The 21618-nt window shown below is 64.2% G+C and carries 19 protein-coding genes and 1 riboswitch; of the genes, 3 read left to right on the top strand and 16 right to left on the bottom strand.

What is annotated here, in order from left to right:
* Window positions 1–134 precede the first annotated feature (134 nt).
* Window positions 135–3713 carry an indolepyruvate ferredoxin oxidoreductase family protein gene (locus GEV01_RS22920; protein WP_152807816.1) on the bottom strand — a complete coding sequence of 1193 codons (3579 nt, stop codon included), beginning with the start codon at window positions 3711–3713 and terminating at the stop codon, window positions 135–137.
* Window positions 3714–3883: 170 nt separating this feature from the next.
* On the bottom strand, window positions 3884–4996 hold the full coding sequence (gene hppD / locus GEV01_RS22915) for a 4-hydroxyphenylpyruvate dioxygenase (protein WP_008444050.1): 1113 nt from the start codon (window positions 4994–4996) through the stop codon (window positions 3884–3886).
* 126 nt (window positions 4997–5122) lie between these two features.
* Here hppD and GEV01_RS22910 point away from each other — a divergent pair, with 126 nt between their 5' ends.
* Window positions 5123–5644 carry an Lrp/AsnC family transcriptional regulator gene (locus tag GEV01_RS22910; protein WP_008444048.1) on the top strand — a complete coding sequence of 174 codons (522 nt, stop codon included), beginning with the start codon at window positions 5123–5125 and terminating at the stop codon, window positions 5642–5644.
* An 18-nt stretch (window positions 5645–5662) separates the two neighbouring features.
* On the opposite strand, the gene dsbD is transcribed toward GEV01_RS22910, so the two are convergent.
* From dsbD to GEV01_RS22855, 11 genes are all read right to left on the bottom strand, one after another.
* Entirely contained in the window at window positions 5663–7465 is a 1803-nt protein-coding gene (gene dsbD, locus GEV01_RS22905) for a protein-disulfide reductase DsbD (RefSeq protein WP_235914528.1), read from the bottom strand.
* Between the two features lie 11 nt (window positions 7466–7476).
* Entirely contained in the window at window positions 7477–8373 is an 897-nt protein-coding gene (locus GEV01_RS22900) for an FAD:protein FMN transferase (RefSeq protein ID WP_152807814.1), read from the bottom strand.
* Between the two features lie 7 nt (window positions 8374–8380).
* Window positions 8381–9523: a DUF3570 domain-containing protein gene (locus GEV01_RS22895; protein WP_152807813.1), complete on the bottom strand. Its 1143-nt coding sequence runs from the start codon at window positions 9521–9523 to the stop codon at window positions 8381–8383.
* Between the two features lie 8 nt (window positions 9524–9531).
* A complete protein-coding gene (locus tag GEV01_RS22890) occupies window positions 9532–9747 on the bottom strand; it encodes a DUF4266 domain-containing protein (RefSeq protein ID WP_152807812.1) in 216 nt (71 codons plus the stop codon).
* Window positions 9744–10238, bottom strand: a complete 495-nt coding sequence (locus GEV01_RS22885) for a TlpA family protein disulfide reductase (RefSeq protein ID WP_152807811.1) — start codon at window positions 10236–10238, stop codon at window positions 9744–9746. The genes GEV01_RS22890 and GEV01_RS22885 overlap by 4 nt, the downstream gene beginning before the upstream one ends.
* A 1-nt stretch (window position 10239) precedes the next feature.
* A complete protein-coding gene (locus tag GEV01_RS22880; protein WP_152807810.1) occupies window positions 10240–12381 on the bottom strand; it encodes a choice-of-anchor D domain-containing protein in 2142 nt (713 codons plus the stop codon).
* Window positions 12382–12414: 33 nt separating this feature from the next.
* The gene (gene mrtJ / locus GEV01_RS22875; RefSeq protein WP_152807809.1) at window positions 12415–12750 is read right to left on the bottom strand and encodes a JDVT-CTERM system glutamic-type intramembrane protease MrtJ; all 336 of its coding nucleotides are present in this window, start codon (window positions 12748–12750) and stop codon (window positions 12415–12417) included.
* A 95-nt stretch (window positions 12751–12845) separates the two neighbouring features.
* On the bottom strand, window positions 12846–13517 hold the full coding sequence (locus tag GEV01_RS22870) for a GNAT family N-acetyltransferase (protein WP_152807808.1): 672 nt from the start codon (window positions 13515–13517) through the stop codon (window positions 12846–12848).
* Window positions 13514–14785, bottom strand: coding sequence for a multifunctional CCA addition/repair protein (locus GEV01_RS22865; RefSeq protein WP_152807807.1), 1272 nt, complete (start codon window positions 14783–14785; stop codon window positions 13514–13516). Before GEV01_RS22865 ends, GEV01_RS22870 begins: the two co-directional genes overlap by 4 nt.
* Before the next feature lie 5 nt (window positions 14786–14790).
* Window positions 14791–15507, bottom strand: coding sequence for a glutathione S-transferase family protein (locus GEV01_RS22860; RefSeq protein WP_152807806.1), 717 nt, complete (start codon window positions 15505–15507; stop codon window positions 14791–14793).
* Window positions 15508–15532: 25 nt separating this feature from the next.
* Window positions 15533–17512, bottom strand: a complete 1980-nt coding sequence (locus GEV01_RS22855; protein WP_152807805.1) for a lytic transglycosylase domain-containing protein — start codon at window positions 17510–17512, stop codon at window positions 15533–15535.
* Window positions 17513–17604: 92 nt separating this feature from the next.
* Here GEV01_RS22855 and GEV01_RS22850 point away from each other — a divergent pair, with 92 nt between their 5' ends.
* A complete protein-coding gene (locus tag GEV01_RS22850) occupies window positions 17605–18159 on the top strand; it encodes a 5-formyltetrahydrofolate cyclo-ligase (RefSeq protein WP_152807804.1) in 555 nt (184 codons plus the stop codon).
* Here the strand turns inward: GEV01_RS22850 and metF are convergent.
* From metF to ahcY, 3 genes are all read right to left on the bottom strand, one after another.
* The gene (gene metF / locus GEV01_RS22845; RefSeq protein WP_116993742.1) at window positions 18128–18958 is read right to left on the bottom strand and encodes a methylenetetrahydrofolate reductase [NAD(P)H]; all 831 of its coding nucleotides are present in this window, start codon (window positions 18956–18958) and stop codon (window positions 18128–18130) included. The two genes, GEV01_RS22850 and metF, sit on opposite strands and share 32 nt — an antisense overlap.
* Window positions 18951–19301, bottom strand: coding sequence for a phage holin family protein (locus GEV01_RS22840; protein WP_026334838.1), 351 nt, complete (start codon window positions 19299–19301; stop codon window positions 18951–18953). Before GEV01_RS22840 ends, metF begins: the two co-directional genes overlap by 8 nt.
* A 77-nt stretch (window positions 19302–19378) precedes the next feature.
* Window positions 19379–20806: an adenosylhomocysteinase gene (gene ahcY / locus GEV01_RS22835; RefSeq protein WP_152807803.1), complete on the bottom strand. Its 1428-nt coding sequence runs from the start codon at window positions 20804–20806 to the stop codon at window positions 19379–19381.
* 28 nt (window positions 20807–20834) lie between these two features.
* Window positions 20835–20903, bottom strand: a riboswitch (S-adenosyl-L-homocysteine riboswitch).
* A 109-nt stretch (window positions 20904–21012) separates the two neighbouring features.
* Here ahcY and GEV01_RS22830 point away from each other — a divergent pair.
* Complete coding sequence (locus tag GEV01_RS22830; protein WP_152807802.1) at window positions 21013–21525, top strand: hypothetical protein; 513 nt, start codon at window positions 21013–21015, stop codon at window positions 21523–21525.
* Window positions 21526–21618 lie beyond the last annotated feature (93 nt).

Raw genomic sequence — 21618 nt, 5'->3', positions numbered from 1 at the left:
ATGATGCGGCTCCCTGCGGATTAAATAAAAAGTAATATTATATCCGTGCGGAAACATATTCGTTCTATTTTTGGCAAATAAAAAAGGGCGCTCAAAACGAGCGCCCTTTTCGGCTGCGGGACTGCGGCTATGTTTTACGCCGCGTGCGTGTGGCTGCCTGCCGGCTTGCCGAAGGCCGCCAGCAAGGCCGCTTGCTTCTGCTTGGCCGCCTTGAAGTGACGCTCCTTCACGTGGCCGTAGCCGCGGATGTCTTCAGGGATGCTGGCGATAGCGACGGCCTGCGACAGGTTCTCGGCCGTCAGTTTCGGCAGCAGCGAGGACACGGTATCGCGGTACTCGCCGATCAGCGCGCGTTCCATCTTGCGCTCCGCCGTGTGGCCGAAGATGTCCAGCGCCGAACCGCGCAAGCCCTTGAACTTGGCCAGCAATCCGAACGCTTTCATCATCCACGGACCGAATTCCTGCTTGATCAGGTGGCCGTCGGCATCGTGCTTGGCAAACAGCGGCGGCGCCAGGTGGAACTTCAGCGTGATGTCGCCTTCGAACATGCCGGCGATCTTCTGCTGGAATGCACCATCGGTGTACAGGCGGGCGACCTCATACTCGTCCTTGTACGCCATCAGCTTGTAGTAGTAGCGCGCCACGGCTTCGCTCAGGCGGGTGGTCTTGCCCAGCTTGGCCTCTTCCGCGCGGACCTGGTCGACAAACGATTTATACTGTTTAGCATAATTCGCATCCTGGTAGGCGGTCAGCAGCTCGACGCGGCGGGCGACGATGTCGTCCAGCGTCTGGATGCGTTTGAACTCGATCACCTTGGCCGGCGTGGTCAGCTTGGTCACGGACGCCAGGTCGTGCGCGGCGGTGCGGCCCCAGTTGAATGCCGATTTGTTGAAGCCCACCGACACGCCATTGAGTTCGATCGCCTTGATCAGCGATGCTTCGCTCAGCGGCACATGGCCTTTCTGGAAGGCGTAACCCAGCATGAACATATTGGTGGCGATCGAGTCGCCCATCAGCGCGGTGGCGATCTGGCCGGCGTCGACGAAGTCCACCAGCTCATTGCCGCAGGCCTTGACGATTTCGCCACGCGAGGAAGCGTCCGGGAACTGCCAGTCCGGATTCTTCACGAACGCCGCCGTCGACGAACCGGTCGAGTTGATCATCGCGTGCGTACGGCCTTCGCCCATGCGCGACAAGGCGTCGCGGGAGGCGGTGACGATCAGGTCGCAGCCCACCACCAGGTCGGCGCTGCCGGTGCCGACGCGGGTCGAGTGCAGGTCGGACTGCTTGTCCGCCAGGCGCACGTGCGACATCACCGGGCCGCCCTTCTGGGCCAGTCCGCTCATGTCCAGCACGATGGCGCCCTTGCCTTCAACGTGCGCCGCCACGGCCAGGATCTGGCCGACCGTCACCACGCCGGTGCCGCCGATGCCGGTGATCAGGATGCCGTACGGCGTTTCCGTCGACGGCAGCACAGGCGTAGGCAGTACGGCCTGCGGGCCTTCGCCCACGGCGGCCTTCTTCGGCTTCTTCAGCGCGCCGCCTTCCACCGTCACAAAGCTCGGGCAGAAACCGGTGGTGCACGAGAAGTCCTTGTTGCAGGACGACTGGTTGATCTGGCGCTTGCGGCCCAGGTCCGTCTCCAGCGGCTCCACCGACAGGCAGTTGGACTGCACGGAGCAGTCGCCGCAGCCTTCGCAGACGGCTTCGTTGATGACGGCGCGCTTGGCCGGATCCGGGTACTCGTTACGCTTCCGGCGGCGACGCTTCTCGGAGGCGCAGGTCTGGTCGTAGATCATGGCCGACACGCCCGGCTTGTCGCGCAGTTCGCGCTGCACGTCCATCAATTCGCTGCGATGGCGCACGGTGACGCCCGGCGCCCAGTTGTAATCGGACGGGTATTTTTCCGGTTCGTCGGTGACGACGATGATAGGCGTGACGCCTTCGGCGGCGATCTGGCGCGAAATCATGCCCGGGTCCAGCGGGCCGTCGAAGGCCTGGCCGCCGGTCATGGCGACGGCGTCGTTGAACAGGATCTTGTAGGTGATGTTGACCTTGGCCGCCACCGCCGCGCGGATCGCCAGGATCCCGGAGTGGAAGTAGGTGCCGTCGCCCAGGTTGGTGAAGACGTGCTTCTCGTTGGTGAACGGCGCCTGGCCCACCCAGGTCACGCCCTCCGCGCCCATGTGGGTGAAGGTCGAGGTTTCGCGGTCCATCCACAGCACCATGTAGTGGCAACCGATGCCGGCCAGCGCGCGCGAACCTTCCGGCACCTTGGTCGACGAGTTGTGCGGGCAGCCGGAGCAGAAGAACGGCGTGCGGTCGGTCTGCGGATTCGGTTTGACCGACAGCGTTTTCAGCGCCAGTTCCTTCGCTTCCAGGAAGGCCACGCGCTCCTGCACGCGCTGCGCCACCGGATGGCCGGCGCAGTAGTGGGCGATGCGCGAGGCAATGGCGCGCGCGATCTGCGCAGGGTTCAGCTCATAGGTGGCCGGCAGCAGCCAGTCGCCGTGGCCGGTCTTGCCCTTGTTGCTCCATTCGCCGGTGTCGTCGAACTTGCCGACCACGCGCGGACGCTCGCCGTCCGGCAGGTTGTACAGCTCTTCCTTCAGCGCGTATTCGAGGATCTGGCGCTTTTCTTCCACCACCAGGATCTCGTCCAGGCCCTTGGCGAATTCGTGCACGCCGTCCGCTTCCAGCGGCCAGGTCATGCCGATCTTGTACAGGCGGATGCCGATGTCGGCGGCGGCCTGCTCGTCGATGCCCAGGTCGGCCAGCGCCTGGCGCGTGTCCAGGTAGGATTTGCCGGCGGTGATGATGCCGATCTTCGGTTTCGGCGAATCCCAGATAATTTTGTTCAGCTTATTCGCGCGGCAGTAGGCCAGTGCGGCGTACCACTTGTAGCTGTTCATCCGCACTTCCATATCGAGCACGGTGTCCGGCCAGCGGATATTCAGGCCGCCTTCCGGCAGCTCGAAGTCGGTCGGCAGTTCGATCTTGACGCGGTCTGGATCGAAGTCCACCACGGCGCCGGATTCGATGATGTCGGTGACGCACTTCATCGACACCCACAGGCCGGTGTAGCGGCTCATGGCCCAGGCGTGCAGGCCGTAGTCGATGTACTCCTGCACCGACGATGGGTACAGCACCGGAATGCCGCAGGCGTTGAGGATGTGGTCCGACTGGTGGGCGGTGGACGAGGATTTGGCCGCGTGGTCGTCGCCGGCCAGTACCAGCACGCCGCCGTTCTTGGCGGAGCCGGCGTTGTTGGCGTGCTTGAAGACGTCGCCGCAGCGGTCGACGCCGGGGCCTTTGCCGTACCACATGGAGAAGACGCCGTCGTATTTGGCGTCCTGGAAAAGATTGGTTTGCTGCGTGCCCCAGACTGCGGTCGCGGCCAGGTCTTCGTTCATCCCGGGATGGAACTTGACGTGGTGGGCGTCCAGGTACTTCTTGGCTTTCATCGCCGTCATGTCGACGCTGGTGACGGGAGAGCCGCGATAGCCGGTGATGTAGCCGGCGGTGTTCAGGCCTGCTTTCAGGTCCCGTTCGCGCTGCATCATCGGTAGACGGATCAGGGCCTGGGTGCCGGTCATGAAGGCCCGGCCGCGTTCCAGCGTCCACTTGTCGTCTAGTGAAATATCGTTATCCGAATGCGCGTTGTCCGAGTGCGTGCCCGGCTCCAGTTGCGAGCCCTTGTGAGGTGCGTTCATTGTGTCTCCATTATTCTTTAAGCCATGCGCTACAGGGCCGGATTGGCCCTTTAACGCGCGATCCGCCGGCCCTTGTGGAGACGGCGGAGCGGAAAAATGTGGTTTTTTATAGGGTACCACAGGCCTGCGCCCCGTTCTGTGCGGGACTACCGGCTTTACACCCTTGTTCCTTATGCGGCGGTTGGGTCTTTCAGCACGCCGCGCTTGATCTGATCCAGCTCGATCGATTCGAACAGCGCGCGGAAGTTACCCTCGCCGAAGCCCTGGTCGCCCTTGCGCTGGATGATCTCGAAGAAGATCGGGCCGATTACGTTCTGGCTGAAGATCTGCAGCAGCAGTTCGCGTTCGGTTTCGTTGCTATGGCCGTCGATCAGGATGCGCAGGCGGCGCAGGTCTTCCAGCGACTCGCCGTGGTTAGGCAGGCGGCGGTTGACCAGCTCATAGTAGGTCTCGATCGTGTCCTGGAAGGCGATGCCGGTTTTCTTCATGCCTTCGACGGACGAATAGATGTCGTCGGTGCCCAGCGCGATGTGCTGGATGCCTTCGCCGTGGTATTCGTCCAGGTATTCGGCGATCTGCGACTTGTCGTCCGACGATTCGTTGATCGGGATGCGCACTTTGCCGCATGGCGAAGTCATGGCTTTCGACTTCAGGCCGGTCAGCTTGCCTTCGATGTCGAAGTAGCGCACTTCGCGGAAGTTGAACATCTTCTCGTAGAAGTCCGCCCATTCCTTCATGCGGCCGCGGTGGACGTTGTTGGTCAGGTGGTCGATATAGGTCAGGCCATGGCCGACCGGATTGGCGACCGCGCCTGGGATGGCGACGAAGTCGACGTCGTAGATGCTGATGTCGCCGATGGCGCCTTGCTCGCCACCGTTCTTGCCGCGCCAGCGGTCGACCAAGTAGATCAGCGAATCGCCCACGCCTTTGATGGCGGGGATGTTCAGCTCCATCGGGCCGGTCTTGTTATCGAAGCCCCAGGCGCCCTGCTCCAGCGCGCGCTTGTAGGCGAACGCGGAATCCTGCACGCGGATCGCGATGGCGCACACGGACGGGCCGTGGTGGCGGGCGAAGCGCTGGGCGAAGGAGTCCTGCTCGGCGTTGATCAGGAAATTGATGTCGCCCTGGCGATACAGGGTCACATCCTTGTGGCGGTGACGGGCGATAGCGGTAAAGCCCATGCTCTCGAACAGCGCGCCCAGAGCCTTCGGATCGGGTGCTGCGTATTCGACAAACTCAAAACCATCGGTACCCATCGGGTTATCCCAAGGCGTAAATTTCATGCGAGTCTCCTTCTTTGAATAGCGCACAGTATAGTCCCGGTCTGCCAGCATTAAATTGCAAACAATTCCCACGGATCGCTGTTCTGCGCAATAATATTGCCTGAACCATGAATTATTGAGGTATTTATGACCAAAATTGCGCTAGACAAAACTGACCGTAAAATTTTGTCAATTTTGCAGGCCGACGGCCGGCTGTCGAACCAGGATGTGGCGGAGCTGGTGGCCCTGTCGCCGTCACCCTGCCTGCGCCGCATCAAGCGGTTGGAAGAGGCGGGCGTGATCCGTCAATACGTGGCGCTGCTGGACCCGGACAAGATCGGCCTGGGGCTGCTGGCCTACGTCAACGTGCGGCTGGAGAAGCACAGCGAAGCGGCGGCGCACAGCAACGCCCGCGCGCTGGGCGCGCCGAACGCGCCGGTGTCGCCGCGCGCGGATTTCGCGGTGTCGGTGGAGCAGTGGCCGGAGGTGGTGGCCTGCTATGCGATGACGGGCGAGATGGATTATCTGCTGCGGGTGCACGTGGAAGACATGGATCACTTCTCGCGCTTCATGATGGCGACGCTGCTGCGCCACCCGGCGGTGCTGGACGTGAAATCCTCGTTCGCCCTGCAGCGCATCAAGGACACCACCGCGCTGCCGCTGGTATAGCGCCGCGCGGCCTGTCGCTCAGGAAGTGAGGTGGCGGCCCAGGTGCTGGACGAAGGGTTCCGGCGCCAGGAAGCCGATCACGCGGCTGTTCGGGATCTCCTTTCCGCCGTTGAAGAGGATGATGCCCGGCGGCCCGAATAAGCCGAAGCGCTTCATCAACGCTTTATCGTCGGCGCTGTTGGCGGTGACGTCCACCTGTATCAAGCGCACCTGCTTCAACTTGCCGCTGACGGCCGGCTTGGAGAAGGTGAAGCGCTCCATCTCCTTGCAGGACACGCACCAGTCGGCGTAGAAGTCCAGCATCACCGGCGTGGTGCTCGACGCTAGTACCTGATCCAGCTCCTCCACGGTCTTGATGCGGCTGAAGCGGATCTCATCGCCGGCCGGCGCGGCACCCTCGGTGCGGGCGATGCTCAGGTGGCCCAGCGGTTGCAGCACATCGCGGCCGGCGCTGGCGGCGCCTGCCAGTTCAAACAGGCCGCCCACCAGGAACGCCAACCCCAGCGTCTTGCCGACGTATGCACCCAAGCCCGCACCGCTCTTCGCAGGTAGCGGCTCGAACACATGCAGGAACACGGCGCACAGCAGCGCGAACACGCCCCACAACGCCATCATCACCGTCACCGGGAACACCGGCGTCACCATCCAGATGGCGACCGCGATCAGCAACAGGCCGAATACCTTCTTCACGCCGTTCATCCATGCGCCGGCGCGTGGCAGCAGGCTGCCCGCCGAGATCCCCGTCAGCAGCAGCGGCACGCTCATGCCGACCGCCATCGAGAACAAGGCCCAGCCGCCAGTCCAGACATTGCGCGTCTGGCTGATGTAGAGCAGCGCACCGGCCAGCGGCCCTGCCACGCACGGGCCGACGATCAAGGCCGACAAGGCGCCCATGACGAACACGCCGGCGAACCGGCCGCCGCCCATGTTGCCGCTGGTGGCGCTCAAGCGGCTTTGCAGGGCGCTCGGCAACTGCAGCTGGTAGACGTCGAACATCGACAAAGCCAGGCCGACCAGCAGCGCGCCGAAGGTCAGCAGCACCCACGGCTTTTGCAGCGCACCGGCCAGGCCTTCCCCAGCCAAACCGGCGGCCACGCCCAGCGAGGTGTAGACCAGCGCCATGCCCAGGCAGTAGGCCAACGCCAGCGAGAAGCCACGGCCACGCGACACCGCGCCCTCGCCCACGATGATCGAGGACAGGATGGGCACCATCGGCAGCACGCATGGCGTGAACGACAGCAGCAGGCCGAAGGCGAGGAAGGCCAAGCCGATACGCCACGCGCTGCCGCTTTGCAGCGTGCGCTGGGCGAGCGAGCTATCGTCTTCATGGGCGGGCGCCGCAGCAGCCGTGGCCACTATCGCCGCCGGCGGCGCATCAACCGCCACCAGTTTGCCCGGCACCGACGGATCGACGCGATAACTCTGCGTCGCCGGCGAGTAGCACAGGCCCGCATCCGCACAGCCCTGATAACCCACTTGCAGCGTGAACGCAGCGGCAGCCGTCAACGGCAGGTTGACCACCAGGCTGTCCTGATAAGTCTCCATCTCCTTGTTGAAATTGGCGTCGAACTTGCGCAGCCCCGCCGGCAGCGCCGGTGCGGCAATCTGCGCGCCGTCCGCCTTGAAACTCAAGCGATCCCGGTACAGGTGATACCCCGGCGCGATCGCCCAAGACAGCCGCACCGCATGCGCATCCACTAATTCGCCCTTGAGCTGGAAAGCCTGGTCCGGCTCCAGGAAATCATCCGCCCGTGCACCGGTGGCCAGCGCGAGCACCGCCACCAGCATCGCCATCAGACGCGTCATCCAATTGTTCATCATTTCCATCCTATTCAAACATCCCTGAACAGCATCTGCCCCTGATCGTCCACGACCAGATACCCCATGTCCGACGCATTCAAAAAACTCAAACCATCTTCCTGCTTCAGCATCGCGATAGTCGAACAACTGCCGGCCGCAGTCGCCGTCGGCGCCAGCACGCTGACCGAGCGCCAGTAACGCACCGGCATGCCGTCACGTGGATCGAGGATGTGGCAGTAGCGCTGCCCATCCAATTCGAAGTAGCGCTCGTAGTCGCCGCTGGTGGCCAGCGCTCCCTGGCTGACCGGGATGCTGGCGATCACGCTATCCGGATCGCGCGGATCCTGGATGCCGATGCTCCACGGCTGCCCGTTCAGGCGCGGGCCAATGAAACGCATGTCGCCGCCCAAGTTCACGTAGCCATGCCGCACGCCGGCATCGGCCAGCAGCGCCGCCGCGCGGTCCGCCGCATACTCCTTGCCGAAGCCGCCGAAATCGATCTCCATGCCGGCCAGCCGCAGCGACACGTCCTCCACTCCGCAATCGACTTTGTCCCAGCCGACCAGCGCCAGCAAGGGCTCCAGCACCTCCTTGCGCGGCACCACGGGCTTACGAAAATCCCAGGCCCGCCGCAGCACGCCGGAGGTAATGTCGAACAGCCCCTCGCTGGCGCCGTGCAGCGCCGCCGCGTATCCCATCAGCGACATCGTCTCGTGGTCGCAACGCACCGCCTGCTTGCCTGCCGCCGCGTTGATGCGCGAGACGATGCTGTCCGGCCGATAGCGCGAATACTTGGTCTCGATGCGCCGCACCTCGTCCATGGCCTGCTGCGCCAGCAGCGCCGCCATGTGCGCGTCCGGTGCGGCGAACCGCAATTCACAGCGGCTGGCCATGGCCTCGAACGTGGTGCGGTGGATTGCATCTACCATTTTGCTTTTACCACTGCCGGTTGATCGCTATCTGTATCGTCTGCGCCCGCAGCGCATCCAGACCCGGGCTGCCGTCATGGAACAGCCGCCAGCTGCCGCGCTGCTGGTACGCCGACGCCTTCACGTCGACGGACCACAGCTTATCCAACTGCTTGCTGACCTTGAGCCCCAACGTCACCGCACCGAAACCGGACAACCGCTGGTCGGCCGACATATAGCCGCTACCGTTGTACCCGGGCGGGAACGGCGCCCCGAGCTTGGCGTCGTACACCGGATCGTAGTAGAAGCTGGCCGCGCTCTGCGAATACAGCCGCACCTCCGGCGTCACCGTCCAGCCTTGCGACAACGGCTGCACATACTCTGCGCCCAGCGTATGCCCGCGCACGCCGAAGCTGTCTCGGTAGTAGCGGTAGGACAGCCGGCTGGTGCCGCCTGTCGATGCCAGATGATGGTTCCAGCGCGCCAGCAGCGTGGTCTCGTTGCGGCTGCGCGGGCGATTGTCGAACGCCTTGTACGGATCGGAGAAATAGCCTTCGCCCTGGCCGTGCGTCAGCGTCAGTTGCGCGATGTCGTTGGCGGTCAGCACCTGCGTCACGCCCAGCAGCAGACTGCTGGTGCGCTTCTTCTCGTTGCTGACGATCTTGTTGACCGGGTCGATGCGATCATCCGAGTGGCCAATGCCAACGCTCCACGTGGTGTTCTTGCTCTCGCTTTCCAGGCTGCCCTGCAGCGACAACGCGCGCGACACGTAATCATGTTCGGTCGAATAGGCCGCGCCGACGGTCACAGTGCCCCGTTCGAAGTAGCGCGTGGCCGACGCATCGCCCGCCGTGCGGTGGTCCTGCATGTGCGACGCGCCCGAGATGGCGGTGTGATAGCGCGGCGAAGCGCCCGACACATCATCCGACACCAGCGATGCGCCGATGCTCCACACGCCCGCCACCGGCGCCATGATCGCCACCGACGGCGAATGCACGGTGATGCGGTCCAGGCCGGACTGGCTGTCCTTGTAGTTCAAATAGCCCAGCGTGATGCTGCCGTTGGCCGGCGGCGTTTCGGCATGCGCCTGCACGCCGGGCAGCAGCATCGCCGCCGTCATGATGGAGGCGGCCAGGCCGCGCCCGGATACCTTGTCTTCGTTACTCGTCATGGTGGTCCTCAATTGCAGCCGCAACCGCCGCCACCCACACCGGCGCCGCCGGACGAAGCCTCGCGGCTGGTGTAGATATGGTCGTCGAAGCGTGTGAACATATGGCCGTCGTTAAACGTCATCTCGGTGCGCGCCAGCGTGCCCTTTTCCCAGGGCTGCACATTACCCAGCGAGGCGCAGCCGGACAGGCCGGCGGTCAGTGCGATCAGCAGCAGCGTTTTCATTTGACGGCTCCCAATGCGTTTTGAATTTTGCTTTCCAGCTCGGCGCGGTCGGCCTCGCGGAAGCCTGAATGCTCCAGCAGCACCTTGCCGTCCGGGCCGATCAACACGCTGCTCGGCATGCCCTTGATGCCGTAGCTGCGCGGCGTGGCGCCCTGCGGATCGAAGCCGATGGCGAAACGCGCCGGCGTCGTCGTCAGGAACTGGCGCGCATCGGCGCTGTTGGCGTCGACGTTGACGCCGACGATCTGCAGGCCCTTGGCGCCGTACTTGGCCTGCATCTCGTTCATCCACGGGAAGGACTGCCGGCAGGGACCGCACCACGAAGCCCAGAAGTCCACGTACACCACCTTGCCCTGCAGCCTGGCCAGCTTCACCGCGCCGTCCAATCCTTGCAGATCGAACTGCGGTGCGGCGCTACCCTTTTCCAGCGCCCAGGCCGGAGCGGCACTGAGCACGGCGGCCAGCAGCATTGCGATCGAGATCGGTTTCATGTCAGCCTCCAATGCGTTTCGATTGACGACGGCGCCAGCCGATGGCGATAGCCGCTGCGATCACCAGGAACACCATCATCGGATCGTTGACGTCGTCCGATGCCGAGCAACCACCGCCACCCCGGTTCGACGGTGCGGCATTGGCCGCACCTGCCGTGCCCTGGCCGCTCAGCGCGATGGTCCAGCTGCTGCCGGCGACGCTGGACTGTATCGCCACGCTGCCGCTGTTGCTGCCTGCATTGACCGGCGTGTAGCTCACCACCAGATCGCACGAGGCGCCAGGCGCCAGCGTGACCGGGAAGGCCGCGCAGCCAGTGCTGTCCGCCACGGCGGCGAAAGGGCCGGTGTAGGCGGTGCTGGCCAGCGTGACGGCGGCGCTGCCGCTGTTGGTCAGCGTGAAGCGGCGCGTCGGCGAAGTGGCGCCGATAACGACGGCACCGAAATCAAAGCTCTGCGGCGCAATCGTCAGCGACGGCGTGGTGATGACGACGGCGACGCCGTTGCCGCTCAAGGCCAGGTGGAATTGCGCGCCGCTGTCCGTCACCAGCAGCAGGTCTGCGCTGCGCGCGCCTGCGGCGGTGGGCTTCAACGCCGTGGTCAGCGTGCAGCTGCCGCCGGGAGCGACCGTACCGCCGGCCACGCAGCTGCCGCCGAGGACGAAGTCGCCCGGCTGGTTGCCGCCCAGCGTCAGCGTGGAGATGGTCAGCGAGGCGTTACCGCTGTTGGACAGTGTCGTCGTGTGTGCCGCCGCGCTGCTACCGACCTGCGTATCGGCGAAAACAATCGGACCGGTTTCGGACAGCACCGGCGTCGCCGTGGCCTGCTTGGTGCCCGTGCCGGTGATGCCGACCTGCAGCGCCGTCGCGTTCGAGCTGACCGCCAACGCTGCCGATACCGCGCCTTCCGCCGTCGGAGCGAAACGCACCGGCACCGCACAGCTGGCGCCCACCGCCAGGGTTGCGCCGCAATCGCTGGCGCCCAGGCTGAAGCTGGCCGCGCTGGCCGCGCTCAAGCCGATCTTGCTGAAGCTGATGACGACATTGCCGGTGTTGGCCAGCGTGACCGTTTGCGCCACTGCGGCCGCACCGATGGTCTGCGAGCCGAAAGCGATGGCCGACGGCGTCGCCGTCAACGCCGGTGCTGGCGTGGCAGCCACGCCGGACACGCCGACCGTCGCATTGCCGTTGGACGCATTGGAAGCCAGCGTCAGGCTGGCGGTGAAGGCGCCCGCAGCGACGGGCAGCGCTTGCAGCGTCACCGTGCAGTTGCCGCCCGCCGGCACCGGCGCGGCGACGGCGCAGCTGCCGCCTTGCGTGATGATGCCGGCATTGGCGCCGCCAAGCGCGATGGAAGTGAAGTTCAGCGCGGCCGTTCCGCTGTTGCTGACCGTGATGGTCGATACGAGCGACGGAGTGCCCGTCAACAGCGTGCCGAAATTGACGCTGGCCGCAGACAGCGCGATGGTGGCCTGCGGCGTGGCGTTGCCGGTGCCGCTGAGCGCAACGCTGCTACTGCCGCCGGTGGCGTTATGCGTGATGGTCAGCGAAGCCGCTCGTGCGCCCGCAGCCGTCGGCTTGAAGCTGGCCTGCACGGTGCAGCTGGCGCCCGCCGCGACGGCGACGCCGTTGGCGCAAGTGCCGCCGGCAACGCTGAAATCGCCCGCCGCCGCGCCGCCGATGGAGATGGTGCCGATATTGAGTGCGGCATTGCCGGTATTGCTCAAGGTGGCGGCCAGCGGACCGGCAGTCTGGCCTATCGTGGTGCCGCTGAAGGTCAGGCTGGCCGGCGCCAGCGAGGCTGCCGGCGCCGCGACCACATTGGGGTTGCCGATGAAGGCCGCCAGGTCGGCCAGTTCCGCCGCGCTGAATTTGCCGTTGTACAGTCCACCCATGCCGCCCTTGTTGGCGGCGATGGCGTTCTGGATGACGGACGGCTGGTTGGCCGCCGCCTGGATATTGTTGACGTTATTCGCCGGCGAGGCACCGTGGCAGGTGGTGCACGAAGCACCGCCGCCCACCGGCCCGTTCAGATACAGGCTCTTGCCGTTCAAGGCATCGGCCGCGTTGGCGCCCGGCCCCATCACACCGGCCAGCAGGACCGCAGTCCATCGCAGCCGGAATACCCTTGATAACAAGCCTGTCATGACACTCTCCTGAAGTTTGATCTGAAAATTGATCTATAAGCCGCAGACAGAGATCGCAAAGGCATTCATGGCGCTGTGTGCCAGCGCGCACCAAGTCCAGCTTCGGCTGCGCTGGTAGAGCAGCGCCAGCGCCAGTCCCGGCGCCAGCACCGCCAGCGCATGCTGCCAGCCGGAGCCCAGATGCAGCAAGCCGAAAGCCGCCGCCGACATCAGTACGGGCCCAGACCGCGCCGACGGTCGCTGGCGCATCATCCATTCCTGCAGCCCGGCCCTGAACACACACTCCTCCAGCGCAGGCGAGAGCAACAGCAAGCGTAAGCAGACGGCGAAGTCCGGCGCCAGCAACTGCGTGCTGCAAAAATAAGTCATCGACGACACGGGATTAGTGGGTTCTACTGCCGGTTGCGTATCTTGTCCGACCGTTCATACCCGGCCGCGCAGCAAAGGTTCTAACGGAGAGAGATTTATTTTCGGCCGGTGAGGCGATCGAACCATTTTGCGGCGATGCGCTTGTTGGCTTTGAGGGTGTAGTCCAGCGTGGCGAATTGCTCGTCCAGCGCTTCCTGCAGCATGCTGGCCGGATTGGCCGGCAGCAGTTTCAGATAGGCGTCCGCCTCGCCGTAGTCGCGATGGATTTCCATGCCGGCTTTTTTCGCGATGTGCATCATCGTCTTGTTGGACGACAGGCAGTGCATGTACAACGTGTCGACATCGTTGTTGCGGCAGTGGATGGCGGCGCGTTCGAACAGCTTGGAGCCGATGCCCAGGCCACGCGCCGAACGGCTGACCGATACGCCGAACTCCGCCACCCTGTCCTTCTCGGTGATGGCACTCTTGGACTCATCACGCGGCGCGAACGCCAGGTGGCCTACCGCCACCAGCTTGAACATGCGGTTGTACACGCCGAACACCATGTCACGCGAGAAGGCTATGCGGTTGACGTAGTTCTCCACCTGCTCGTCCGGCAGCACGGTGCCGAAGCGCAGCAGGCGATCGCTGTCTTCCAGCCCGATGAAATGCTTGACCATGCGCCGCCGATCGCGCTCGCGCAGCTCCTTGACCAGCACCGTCGGACGGCGCTTGCCATCCTTGCCCCAACGGCGCAGCGGATTCTGGAACAGGTCGATGGAGCTCATGATATCGGCATGCCCGCTTCGTCCTCGCCGTCGGCGTCGCCGGCACGCAGCGCCACTTTCACCGCCGTCACCCGGGCGCGATGCACCAGCTCCGGGATGCGCTGCGGGTTGGCCGCGCAGCCTTGCGCGATCTCGCCGGCGTTGACGCCGCGTGCCGCCGCAAGTGCCGTTTCAAGGTAAACCAATTGCGGGAAGGGCGCGTCGCGGAAGCTGACGCTCGGGCCGATGCGGCCGCGTGAATCGCATTCGGTCGCCAGCAGCATCTGCGAGAAGCGCGCCGGCTTTCGGAAGGCGTCGCAGCGTTCGAACAAAGTGACGATGGTGTTGGGCCGCAGCTGCAAGGCGCGGCCGACGTTGCCGTGCTCGCGCGCTGTCATCACGGCCAGGTCGCGGCATTCCGTGGGCACTTTGAGGCGCTTGCACACCTGCTCCACCAGCTTGACGCCCAGGCCTTCGTGGCCGTGGTGCGCCGGCCAGTGCTCCGGCGGCGTTGCGCCCTTGCCCAGGTCGTGCATCAGGCAGGCGAAGCGCGTGGCCAGTTCGTGGCCCGCTTCCGCCGCGCAGTCGATCACCTGCAGCATGTGGATGCCGGTGTCGATTTCGGGATGCCACTTCTCCGGCTGCGGCACGCCCCACAGCACGTCCAGCTCCGGCAGGATGCGCGCCAGCGCGCCGCAGTCGCGCAGTACTTCCAGCATGCGCGATGGCTTGTGCTCCATCAGGCCGCGCGCCAGTTCCTGCCACACGCGCTCCGGCACCAGCGCATCGACTTCGCCCTGCTCCACCATCTGCCGCATCAGCGCATTGGTTTCCGGCGCCACGCGGAACTCGCTGAAGCGGGCGGCGAAGCGGGACACGCGCAGGATGCGCACCGGGTCTTCGGCAAACGCTTCGGAGACATGGCGGAATATGCGCAGCTCCAGATCGCGCCTGCCGCCGTATGGGTCGGTGAGCGCGCCGTTGTCCGCGCGGGCGATGGCGTTGATGGTCAGATCGCGGCGTACCAGGTCGTCTTCCAGCGTGACGTCGGGCGAGGTGTGGAACACGAAACCCTTGTAGCCCGGCGCGGTCTTGCGTTCGGTGCGGGCCAACGCATATTCTTCCTGCGTCTTCGGATGCAGGAACACCGGGAAGTCCTTGCCGACCGGGCGGAAGCCCTTGGCCAGCATGTCGTCCGGTGTGGCGCCGACGACGACGTGATCGTGGTCCTTGACCGGCAGGCCAAGCAGTTCATCGCGCACGGCGCCGCCGACTACATAAATCTGCATGGTCGTCAGTCCGGCATTTCGGCGTCGTGCTTGGGCGCCGTTTCGGTTTCGGCCATCGCCTCATCGACCCAGCGCGCCACGGCTGGATGGGCCAGCACGCGCTGGCAGTAGGCGTCCAGCGCCGGCGCCAGCGATACGCCGTAGGTGCGGAAGCGCAGCACCACCGGTGCGTAGTAGGCGTCGGCGATGGAGAAATCGCCGAACAGGAACTGGTGGTGGCCGAAGCGGGACAGGCACTCCTCCCAGATTTCGCTGATGCGGCCGATGTCGGCCTGGGTGCCGTTGGTGCGGCCCTTGCCCGGATAACTGGCGCGGATGTTCATCGACATCGAGGTGCGCAGGTCGGCAAAGCCGGCGTGCATCTCGGCGCAGACCGAGCGCGCCATCGCGCGCGCGGCCACGTCCTGCGGCCACAGATGCAGTTCCTGGAACTGCTCGGCGAGGTATTCGCAGATCGCCAGGCTGTCCCAGATCGTCATCTCGCCGGCCAGCAGCACCGGCACGCGGCCGCTGGCCGAGTAGCCGCAGATGCGGTTGGCGGTGTCGTCCTGGTCCAGCAGCACGCGCACTTCCTGGAACGGGATGCCGAAGGCGGTCATCGCCACCCACGGACGCATCGACCACGACGAATAGTTCTTGTTGCCGATGACGAGCGTCAGGCCTGGCTCGCGCGCGGCGGCCAGGGTTTGCGACAGGCTGGGATCAAGTTGTGTGGTCTGCATGATGCGTCCAAGGTTGGTGTGGTGTTTAGCGCGAGCCGAAGCTCGACTCCTGCTGTTCCTGTTCGGTGTAGCCGCGCGGCGCGACGGTGCCCAGCCGCGCCTTCAACGATTGCGGGCGGCCTTCGAACAGGGCCGCGTAGTAGGTCGTATTCGACATCACGTTCTTGACGTAGGTGCGGGTTTCGACGAACGGGATCGATTCGATGAAGACCGCGCTGTCCATCGGCTTGACCAGCGTCGAACGCCACGAGCGCAGGCGGCCCGGCCCGGCGTTGTAGGCGGCGGTGGCCAGCACCTGCGAGCCGTCCATATTCCCGAGCACCATGTTCAGGTAGTTCGCGCCCAGCAGGATGTTGGTGCGTACGTCGCTCAGCATGTCCTGCGCGAAGTCGGCCAGGCCGATCTTCTTGGCGACCCAGCGGCCGGTGGACGGCATCACCTGCATCAGGCCCGAGGCGCCGACGTGCGATTGCGCGTCCATGATGAAGCGCGACTCTTGCCGTATCAGGCCGTACACCCAGGCCTTGTCCAGGCCCAGCGTCTGCGTGGTCGGATGCATGATATCGATGTGCGGCGACGGGAAGCGCTGCGTGTAGTCGACCTGGATGCGGGTGCGGTCCGAGGTGTTGACCATGCGGTCGAGGATATTGTTCTGGCGCGCGAATTCGGCGGCGGCCAGGTGTTCGCGTTCGCTCAGGCCGCGCAGGCCCCAGTTCCATTCGCGCGTGCCTTCGAAGCGCAGGCGCATGCTGAAGAACTTGATGGCGCGCTGGAAGTTCGGGTTGGCCGCAATTGGTGCGACCTCGGACTGGCCGATCGGCAGGCCTGGCTGCGGGATGGTAATCAGCTTGCCAGTTTCTTCCAGCGCCAGCTGGCCGTAGAAGTTGGACTGGTCGGCGATGCTGCGGAACAGCTGCATCGCTTCGCCGGTGGCCTGGATAGAACCGGCTTGCACCATCAGCGAGCGGCCCAGCCAGTAGACCCAGGCCGGATCGGCGCGCAGCGACGACGGCATGGAGCGGATGTTCTTCTCCACCTGCTTCCAGTCGCCGTTGCGCAGCGCGATGCGGGTCTTCCATTGAATCTGGTCGATAGACAGCGCGGCGCCGTTCGATTTCTGCCAGTACTCGGTGGTCTCCTGCGACAGCGAATATGACGATTGCAGCGCCACGGCGGCCCACGCTTCCTGCTGCTCCTGCGGGCTCAGTTTGGAGGAGGCCTTGTTCAGCGCCAGCACCGCCAGCTTGGTGCTGGTCTTGGCCATGCGGCCGATGGCGACGATGTAGATCTCGTGTTCGACACGGCCGCTGCCCACGCCCTTGGCCAGCGCGATGGCCGGCAGGTCGACCGCCTGCACCGCCTTCTTCTCGTTCCCGCCCAACAGCGCGGCGATGCGGCGGGCCTGGCCGGTGGCGTTGTACTCGCCGGACAGGCGCAGCTGCGCATACAGGTCGTCGATGTTGAACTGGCCGGCCTGGTACAGCGTGGCGATCAGGCCCGCGCACGGTTCGCCGTAGCCGTTCGGCGCGGTGAGCAGCTCGCGCGCTTCGCCGGCCACCTTCTGGCCCTTGAGCGCGCGCGATTGCAGCGCGTAGCATTTGACTTGGGTGTCGTCGTTCAGCACGAACAGCGGCAGCTGCTCGTCGAAGGTGGCCCAGTCGCGCTTGCGGCCCAGGTCCAGCAGCCAGTCGTTGCGCAGGCGGTCGACGATGGCCTGGCCGTCGTAGCGCTTCATGAAATCGCGGATTTCGGCGTACGAGGCATCTTTCAGGCGCGGTTTCAGCCGATAATAATCGACGTAAGACGGAATGGAATAATCGCCCAGGCGCGCGGCGTAGAAATCGGCCTTGGAGGCGTCGTCCTGGCGCACGGCGTCGCGCAGCAGCAGGAAGGAGTCGTCCGCCCTGCGGCCGTCGTCACCCAGGTCGTCGGCGTGGGCCAGGGAGGTCAATGCCACGGCGGTCATCGCGGCGGCGCCGGCTATCCATTTCAAAGCGGAAATCAATGTGCAACTCTCTAAAGTCTTGAAAATCTGAACCTATGACCAGCGACCCTAGAATACCACGCGCCACGACGGAACCACCAGCCCCGGCCCCTATGGCGAAGGCCGATTTACGCAAGCAATTGCTGGCCGCGCGGCGCGCGCTGGATGCCTCCACACGCGCCGCGTGGGACCGCGAGATCGGCGAACAGGTGATCGCATGGTGGCAGGCCGCGCGGCCGGCGGCGCTGGGCGTGTACTGGCCGCTGCGCGACGAGCCGGATCTGCAGCCGGCCTACGCGGAGCTGGAGCGCCTGGGCGCGCGGCTGCTACTGCCGGTGGTGGTGGAAAAACATGCGGCGCTGGAGTTTGCCGAATGGCGCATCGGCGAGGCGATGGTCAAGGATGCGATGGGGGTGGCGGTGCCGGCCGACCTGCGCTTGCAGCAGGCGTATCCGCCGGCGCTGCTGGTGCCGTGCCTGGGGTTTAATCCGCAGGGCTACCGGCTGGGATACGGCGGCGGCTTCTACGACCGCACGCTGGCGCGCTCACCGCGTCCGCAGACACTGGGGATAGCCTACCAGTGCCTGCAGATACAGTTCGACAGCGACGGTCACGACGTGGCGCTGGACCGCATCATCACGGAACTAGACGCTGCCACAACGCGGTAGTGGCCGCGGCCTGGTTCATGCTGTAGAAGTGCAGGCCGGGGGCGCCGCCCGCCAGCAGGCGTTCGCATAGCGCCGTCACCACGTCCAGGCCGAAGGCCTTGATCGAGGCGCTGTCGTCGCCGAAACTGGCCAGCTTCAATCGCACCCAGCGCGGGATCTCGGCGCCGCACATGTCGGAGAAGCGCATCAGCTGCGTGTAGTTCGTGATCGGCATGATGCCGGCCACGATAGGCACGTCGATGCCAAGCTTGCGGGTCTGCTCGACGAACTGGAAGTAGGCGTCGGCGTTGTAGAAGTACTGGGTGATGGCGGCATTGGCGCCGGCCTTCACTTTGCGCTCGAACGCCAGCAGGTCGTCCTGCGGCGACTTGGCCTGCGGGTGCACTTCCGGATAGGCCGCCACTTCGATGTGGAACCATTCGCCGGTCTCCTGGCGGATGAACTCCACCAGCTCGTTCGCGTAACGGAACTCGCCGGCCGCGCCGTAGCCGCTCGGCAGGTCGCCGCGCAGCGCGACGATGCGCTTGATGTTGTGCGACTTGAATTCCGTGAGGATCTCGCGGATCGATTCGCGCGTGCCGCCGACGCAGGACAGGTGGGGAGCGGCGTCTTCACCGGCGGCCAGGATTTCCACCACAGTGTCGAGCGTGCCGCGCTGCGTGCTGCCGCCGGCGCCGAAGGTCACGGAAAAATATTTGGGTTTGAGCTCGGACAGCTTGGCGCGCGTGATGCGCAGCTTTTCCGCACCCTCCGCCGTCTTGGGCGGAAAGAATTCGATACTGAAATTATGATTAGCCATCTGACTTCTTCAAAAGTAAGGTAGACAGGGCCCAGGAAATCACGCTGTACAACAGTGCGCCACCGATCGCCGACGCGAAGCTATCGACGTGGAAGCCGTCCACCCATTGGGCGACCAGCCAGAACATGAAACCGTTGATGATGAAGATGAACAGGCCCAGCGACACCACGGTCACGGGCAACGTCAGCAACAACAGCACGGGGCGTATCAGCGTATTGACCAGGCCCAGTACAAGAGCCGCGACGAGGGCTGCGCCTATGCTTGTGACATCGACGGAATGCATCAGGTAGGGAACTGCCAGCAAGGCAATTGCATTGATTAACCAGGTAAGGACCAAACGCATAAAGTGAACTCGCTGCAAAAAAGGACTGGATAAAAACAGGGCCGGCGATTCCGCCGGCCCCGCTTCATACCGGCAGATTAATAACGGTAGTGGTCTGGCTTGTACGGGCCGGCTTGCGACACGCCGATGTACGACGCTTGCTCTTCGGTCAGCACGGTCAGCTGCGCGTTCAGTTTCTTCAACTGCAGGCGCGCCACTTTCTCGTCCAGGTGCTTAGGCAGCACGTACACGCCAACCGGATACTTGTCGGTGTTGGCGAACAGCTCGATCTGGGCGATGGTCTGGTTGGCGAACGACGACGACATCACGTACGACGGATGACCGGTGCCGCAACCCAGGTTGACCAGGCGGCCTTCGGCCAGCAGGATGATGCGTTTGCCCGACGGGAAGATCACGTGGTCGACTTGCGGCTTGATGTTGTCCCAGGTGTACTTCTTCAGCGACGCGACGTCGATCTCGTTGTCGAAGTGGCCGATGTTGCAGACGATGGCCTGGTCCTTCATGGCCAGCATGTGCTTCTCGGTCAGGATGTGATAGTTGCCGGTGCAGGTGACGAAGATGTCGCCGTGTTCTGCTGCGTAGTCCATGGTGACGACGCGGTAGCCTTCCATCGCGGCCTGCAGTGCGCAGATCGGATCGATTTCGGTGACCCAGACTTGCGCCGACAGCGCGCGCATGGCTTGCGCCGAGCCCTTGCCGACGTCACCGTAGCCGGCGATCACGGCGACTTTACCGGCGATCATCACGTCGGTGGCGCGCTTGATGCCGTCGACCAGGGATTCGCGGCAGCCGTACAGGTTGTCGAACTTGGACTTGGTGACGGAGTCGTTGACGTTGATCGCCGGGAAGGCCAGCTTGCCTTCTTTGTGCATCTGGTACAGGCGATGCACGCCGGTGGTGGTTTCCTCGGTCACGCCCAGGATGTGCGGCAGACGCTTGGAGTACCACGACGGGTCGATCGCCAGATGGGCCTTGATGGCGTTGAACAGGCAGATCTCTTCTTCCGAGCCAGGTGCGGCCAGGACCGAGATATCTTTTTCAGCGCGCGCGCCCAGGTGCAGCAGCAGCGTGGCGTCGCCGCCGTCGTCCAGGATCATGTTCGAGTAGACCGCGTTGCCCGAAGCGTCGGCTGGCCATTCGAAGATGCGGTGGGTGTAGTCCCAGTATTCGTCCAGGGTTTCGCCCTTGATGGCGAACACCGGGGTGCCGGCGGCGGCGATGGCGGCGGCGGCGTGGTCCTGGGTCGAGTAGATGTTGCACGAAGCCCAGCGGACCTTGGCGCCCAGCGCTTCCAGCGTCTGGATCAGCACGGCGGTCTGGATGGTCATGTGCAGCGAACCGGTGATGCGCGCGCCTTTCAGCGGCTGGGATGCGGCGAATTCCTCGCGGATCGCCATCAGGCCCGGCATTTCAGTTTCGGCAATCTTGATTTCTTTGTCGCCCCAGGCGGCCAGGGAAATGTCGGCTACCAGGTAGTCTTGTGCGGATTTGAGTACGGCGTTCATCACGCCCTCCTTTCATGTGTTGAAAAAAGTAACGTGAGCGCGGTTTGGGACTCCGAGCCTGGCGAATTCGTGATTCGTCGCAACGCTCCTCGGAAGGCGCATTTTAGCACCGTTGCGTATGACAGGCGCAAGAAATTCTACTTTGCGACTGCGCAAATAGACCATATACCGACAGCCTATAGTGATCTTTTTGCCCGGAGCGCGCCATGGCAACCGACCCACGCGATGCAATCTGGAATGAAGCCCACCACCTGCAGTACAACGTCAGCTATACCGAGGATCTCGAAACGGCGCTGCTGGCGCGCTGGGTATGGCTGGACAGCATTACCAAGATCACCGTGGCGATCTCATCCGGCGGAGCCGCGCTCACCGGCCTCGTATTCTGGAAAAATAGCGACTATACTTTTTTGTGGCCCTTGTTTACCTCGGTCAGCGCCTTGCTCGCGATCGTGTCCAAGGAACTCTCGGTCGCCCAACGGCTCAAGGTTCATGCGACCTCGGTCAGCACCCTGGCCTCGCTGCGGGCCGACATCGACTCGCTGATTATCCGCATGAAAATCAACGCAGGATTCTCCATCGCGGACTTCGAGGAAAAATTGCTGGCATTGCGGGAACGCTACAAGATCGATATGGCCGAATTCCCTTACGACCTGCTGCTGACTGAACGCCTGCGGGTGAAAACCCAGCAGAAATTGGACGCCAGCCGGTCGGGCAAATAACTGTGGCATCAGGAGGAAAGCATGAACAGGGACAACCAGCGCGACAAATATCTGCCGCCCAATCCACCGCCGCCGCCACCGCTGCGGCCCAAA

Source organism: Rugamonas rivuli, assembly GCF_009380165.1.
Lineage (GTDB): Bacteria > Pseudomonadota > Gammaproteobacteria > Burkholderiales > Burkholderiaceae_D > Rugamonas > Rugamonas rivuli.
Note: the sequence above shows the minus strand (reverse complement) of the source record. Positions and strands in the feature narration are given on the sequence as shown.

Coding starts and splice junctions, on each gene's coding strand:
- GEV01_RS22900 (WP_152807814.1), bottom strand. CDS start 8,373: ATGGTAGATGCAATCCACCGCACCACGTTCGAGGCCATGGCCAGCCGC.
- GEV01_RS22910 (WP_008444048.1), top strand. CDS start 5,123: ATGACCAAAATTGCGCTAGACAAAACTGACCGTAAAATTTTGTCAATT.
- GEV01_RS22885 (WP_152807811.1), bottom strand. CDS start 10,238: ATGAAACCGATCTCGATCGCAATGCTGCTGGCCGCCGTGCTCAGTGCC.
- GEV01_RS22870 (WP_152807808.1), bottom strand. CDS start 13,517: ATGAGCTCCATCGACCTGTTCCAGAATCCGCTGCGCCGTTGGGGCAAG.
- GEV01_RS22850 (WP_152807804.1), top strand. CDS start 17,605: ATGGCGAAGGCCGATTTACGCAAGCAATTGCTGGCCGCGCGGCGCGCG.
- dsbD (WP_235914528.1), bottom strand. CDS start 7,465: ATGATGAACAATTGGATGACGCGTCTGATGGCGATGCTGGTGGCGGTG.
- GEV01_RS22890 (WP_152807812.1), bottom strand. CDS start 9,747: ATGAAAACGCTGCTGCTGATCGCACTGACCGCCGGCCTGTCCGGCTGC.
- hppD (WP_008444050.1), bottom strand. CDS start 4,996: ATGAAATTTACGCCTTGGGATAACCCGATGGGTACCGATGGTTTTGAG.
- GEV01_RS22860 (WP_152807806.1), bottom strand. CDS start 15,507: ATGCAGACCACACAACTTGATCCCAGCCTGTCGCAAACCCTGGCCGCC.
- GEV01_RS22920 (WP_152807816.1), bottom strand. CDS start 3,713: ATGAACGCACCTCACAAGGGCTCGCAACTGGAGCCGGGCACGCACTCG.
- GEV01_RS22830 (WP_152807802.1), top strand. CDS start 21,013: ATGGCAACCGACCCACGCGATGCAATCTGGAATGAAGCCCACCACCTG.
- GEV01_RS22880 (WP_152807810.1), bottom strand. CDS start 12,381: ATGACAGGCTTGTTATCAAGGGTATTCCGGCTGCGATGGACTGCGGTC.
- GEV01_RS22895 (WP_152807813.1), bottom strand. CDS start 9,523: ATGACGAGTAACGAAGACAAGGTATCCGGGCGCGGCCTGGCCGCCTCC.
- mrtJ (WP_152807809.1), bottom strand. CDS start 12,750: ATGACTTATTTTTGCAGCACGCAGTTGCTGGCGCCGGACTTCGCCGTC.
- metF (WP_116993742.1), bottom strand. CDS start 18,958: ATGGCTAATCATAATTTCAGTATCGAATTCTTTCCGCCCAAGACGGCG.
- GEV01_RS22840 (WP_026334838.1), bottom strand. CDS start 19,301: ATGCGTTTGGTCCTTACCTGGTTAATCAATGCAATTGCCTTGCTGGCA.
- GEV01_RS22865 (WP_152807807.1), bottom strand. CDS start 14,785: ATGCAGATTTATGTAGTCGGCGGCGCCGTGCGCGATGAACTGCTTGGC.
- ahcY (WP_152807803.1), bottom strand. CDS start 20,806: ATGAACGCCGTACTCAAATCCGCACAAGACTACCTGGTAGCCGACATT.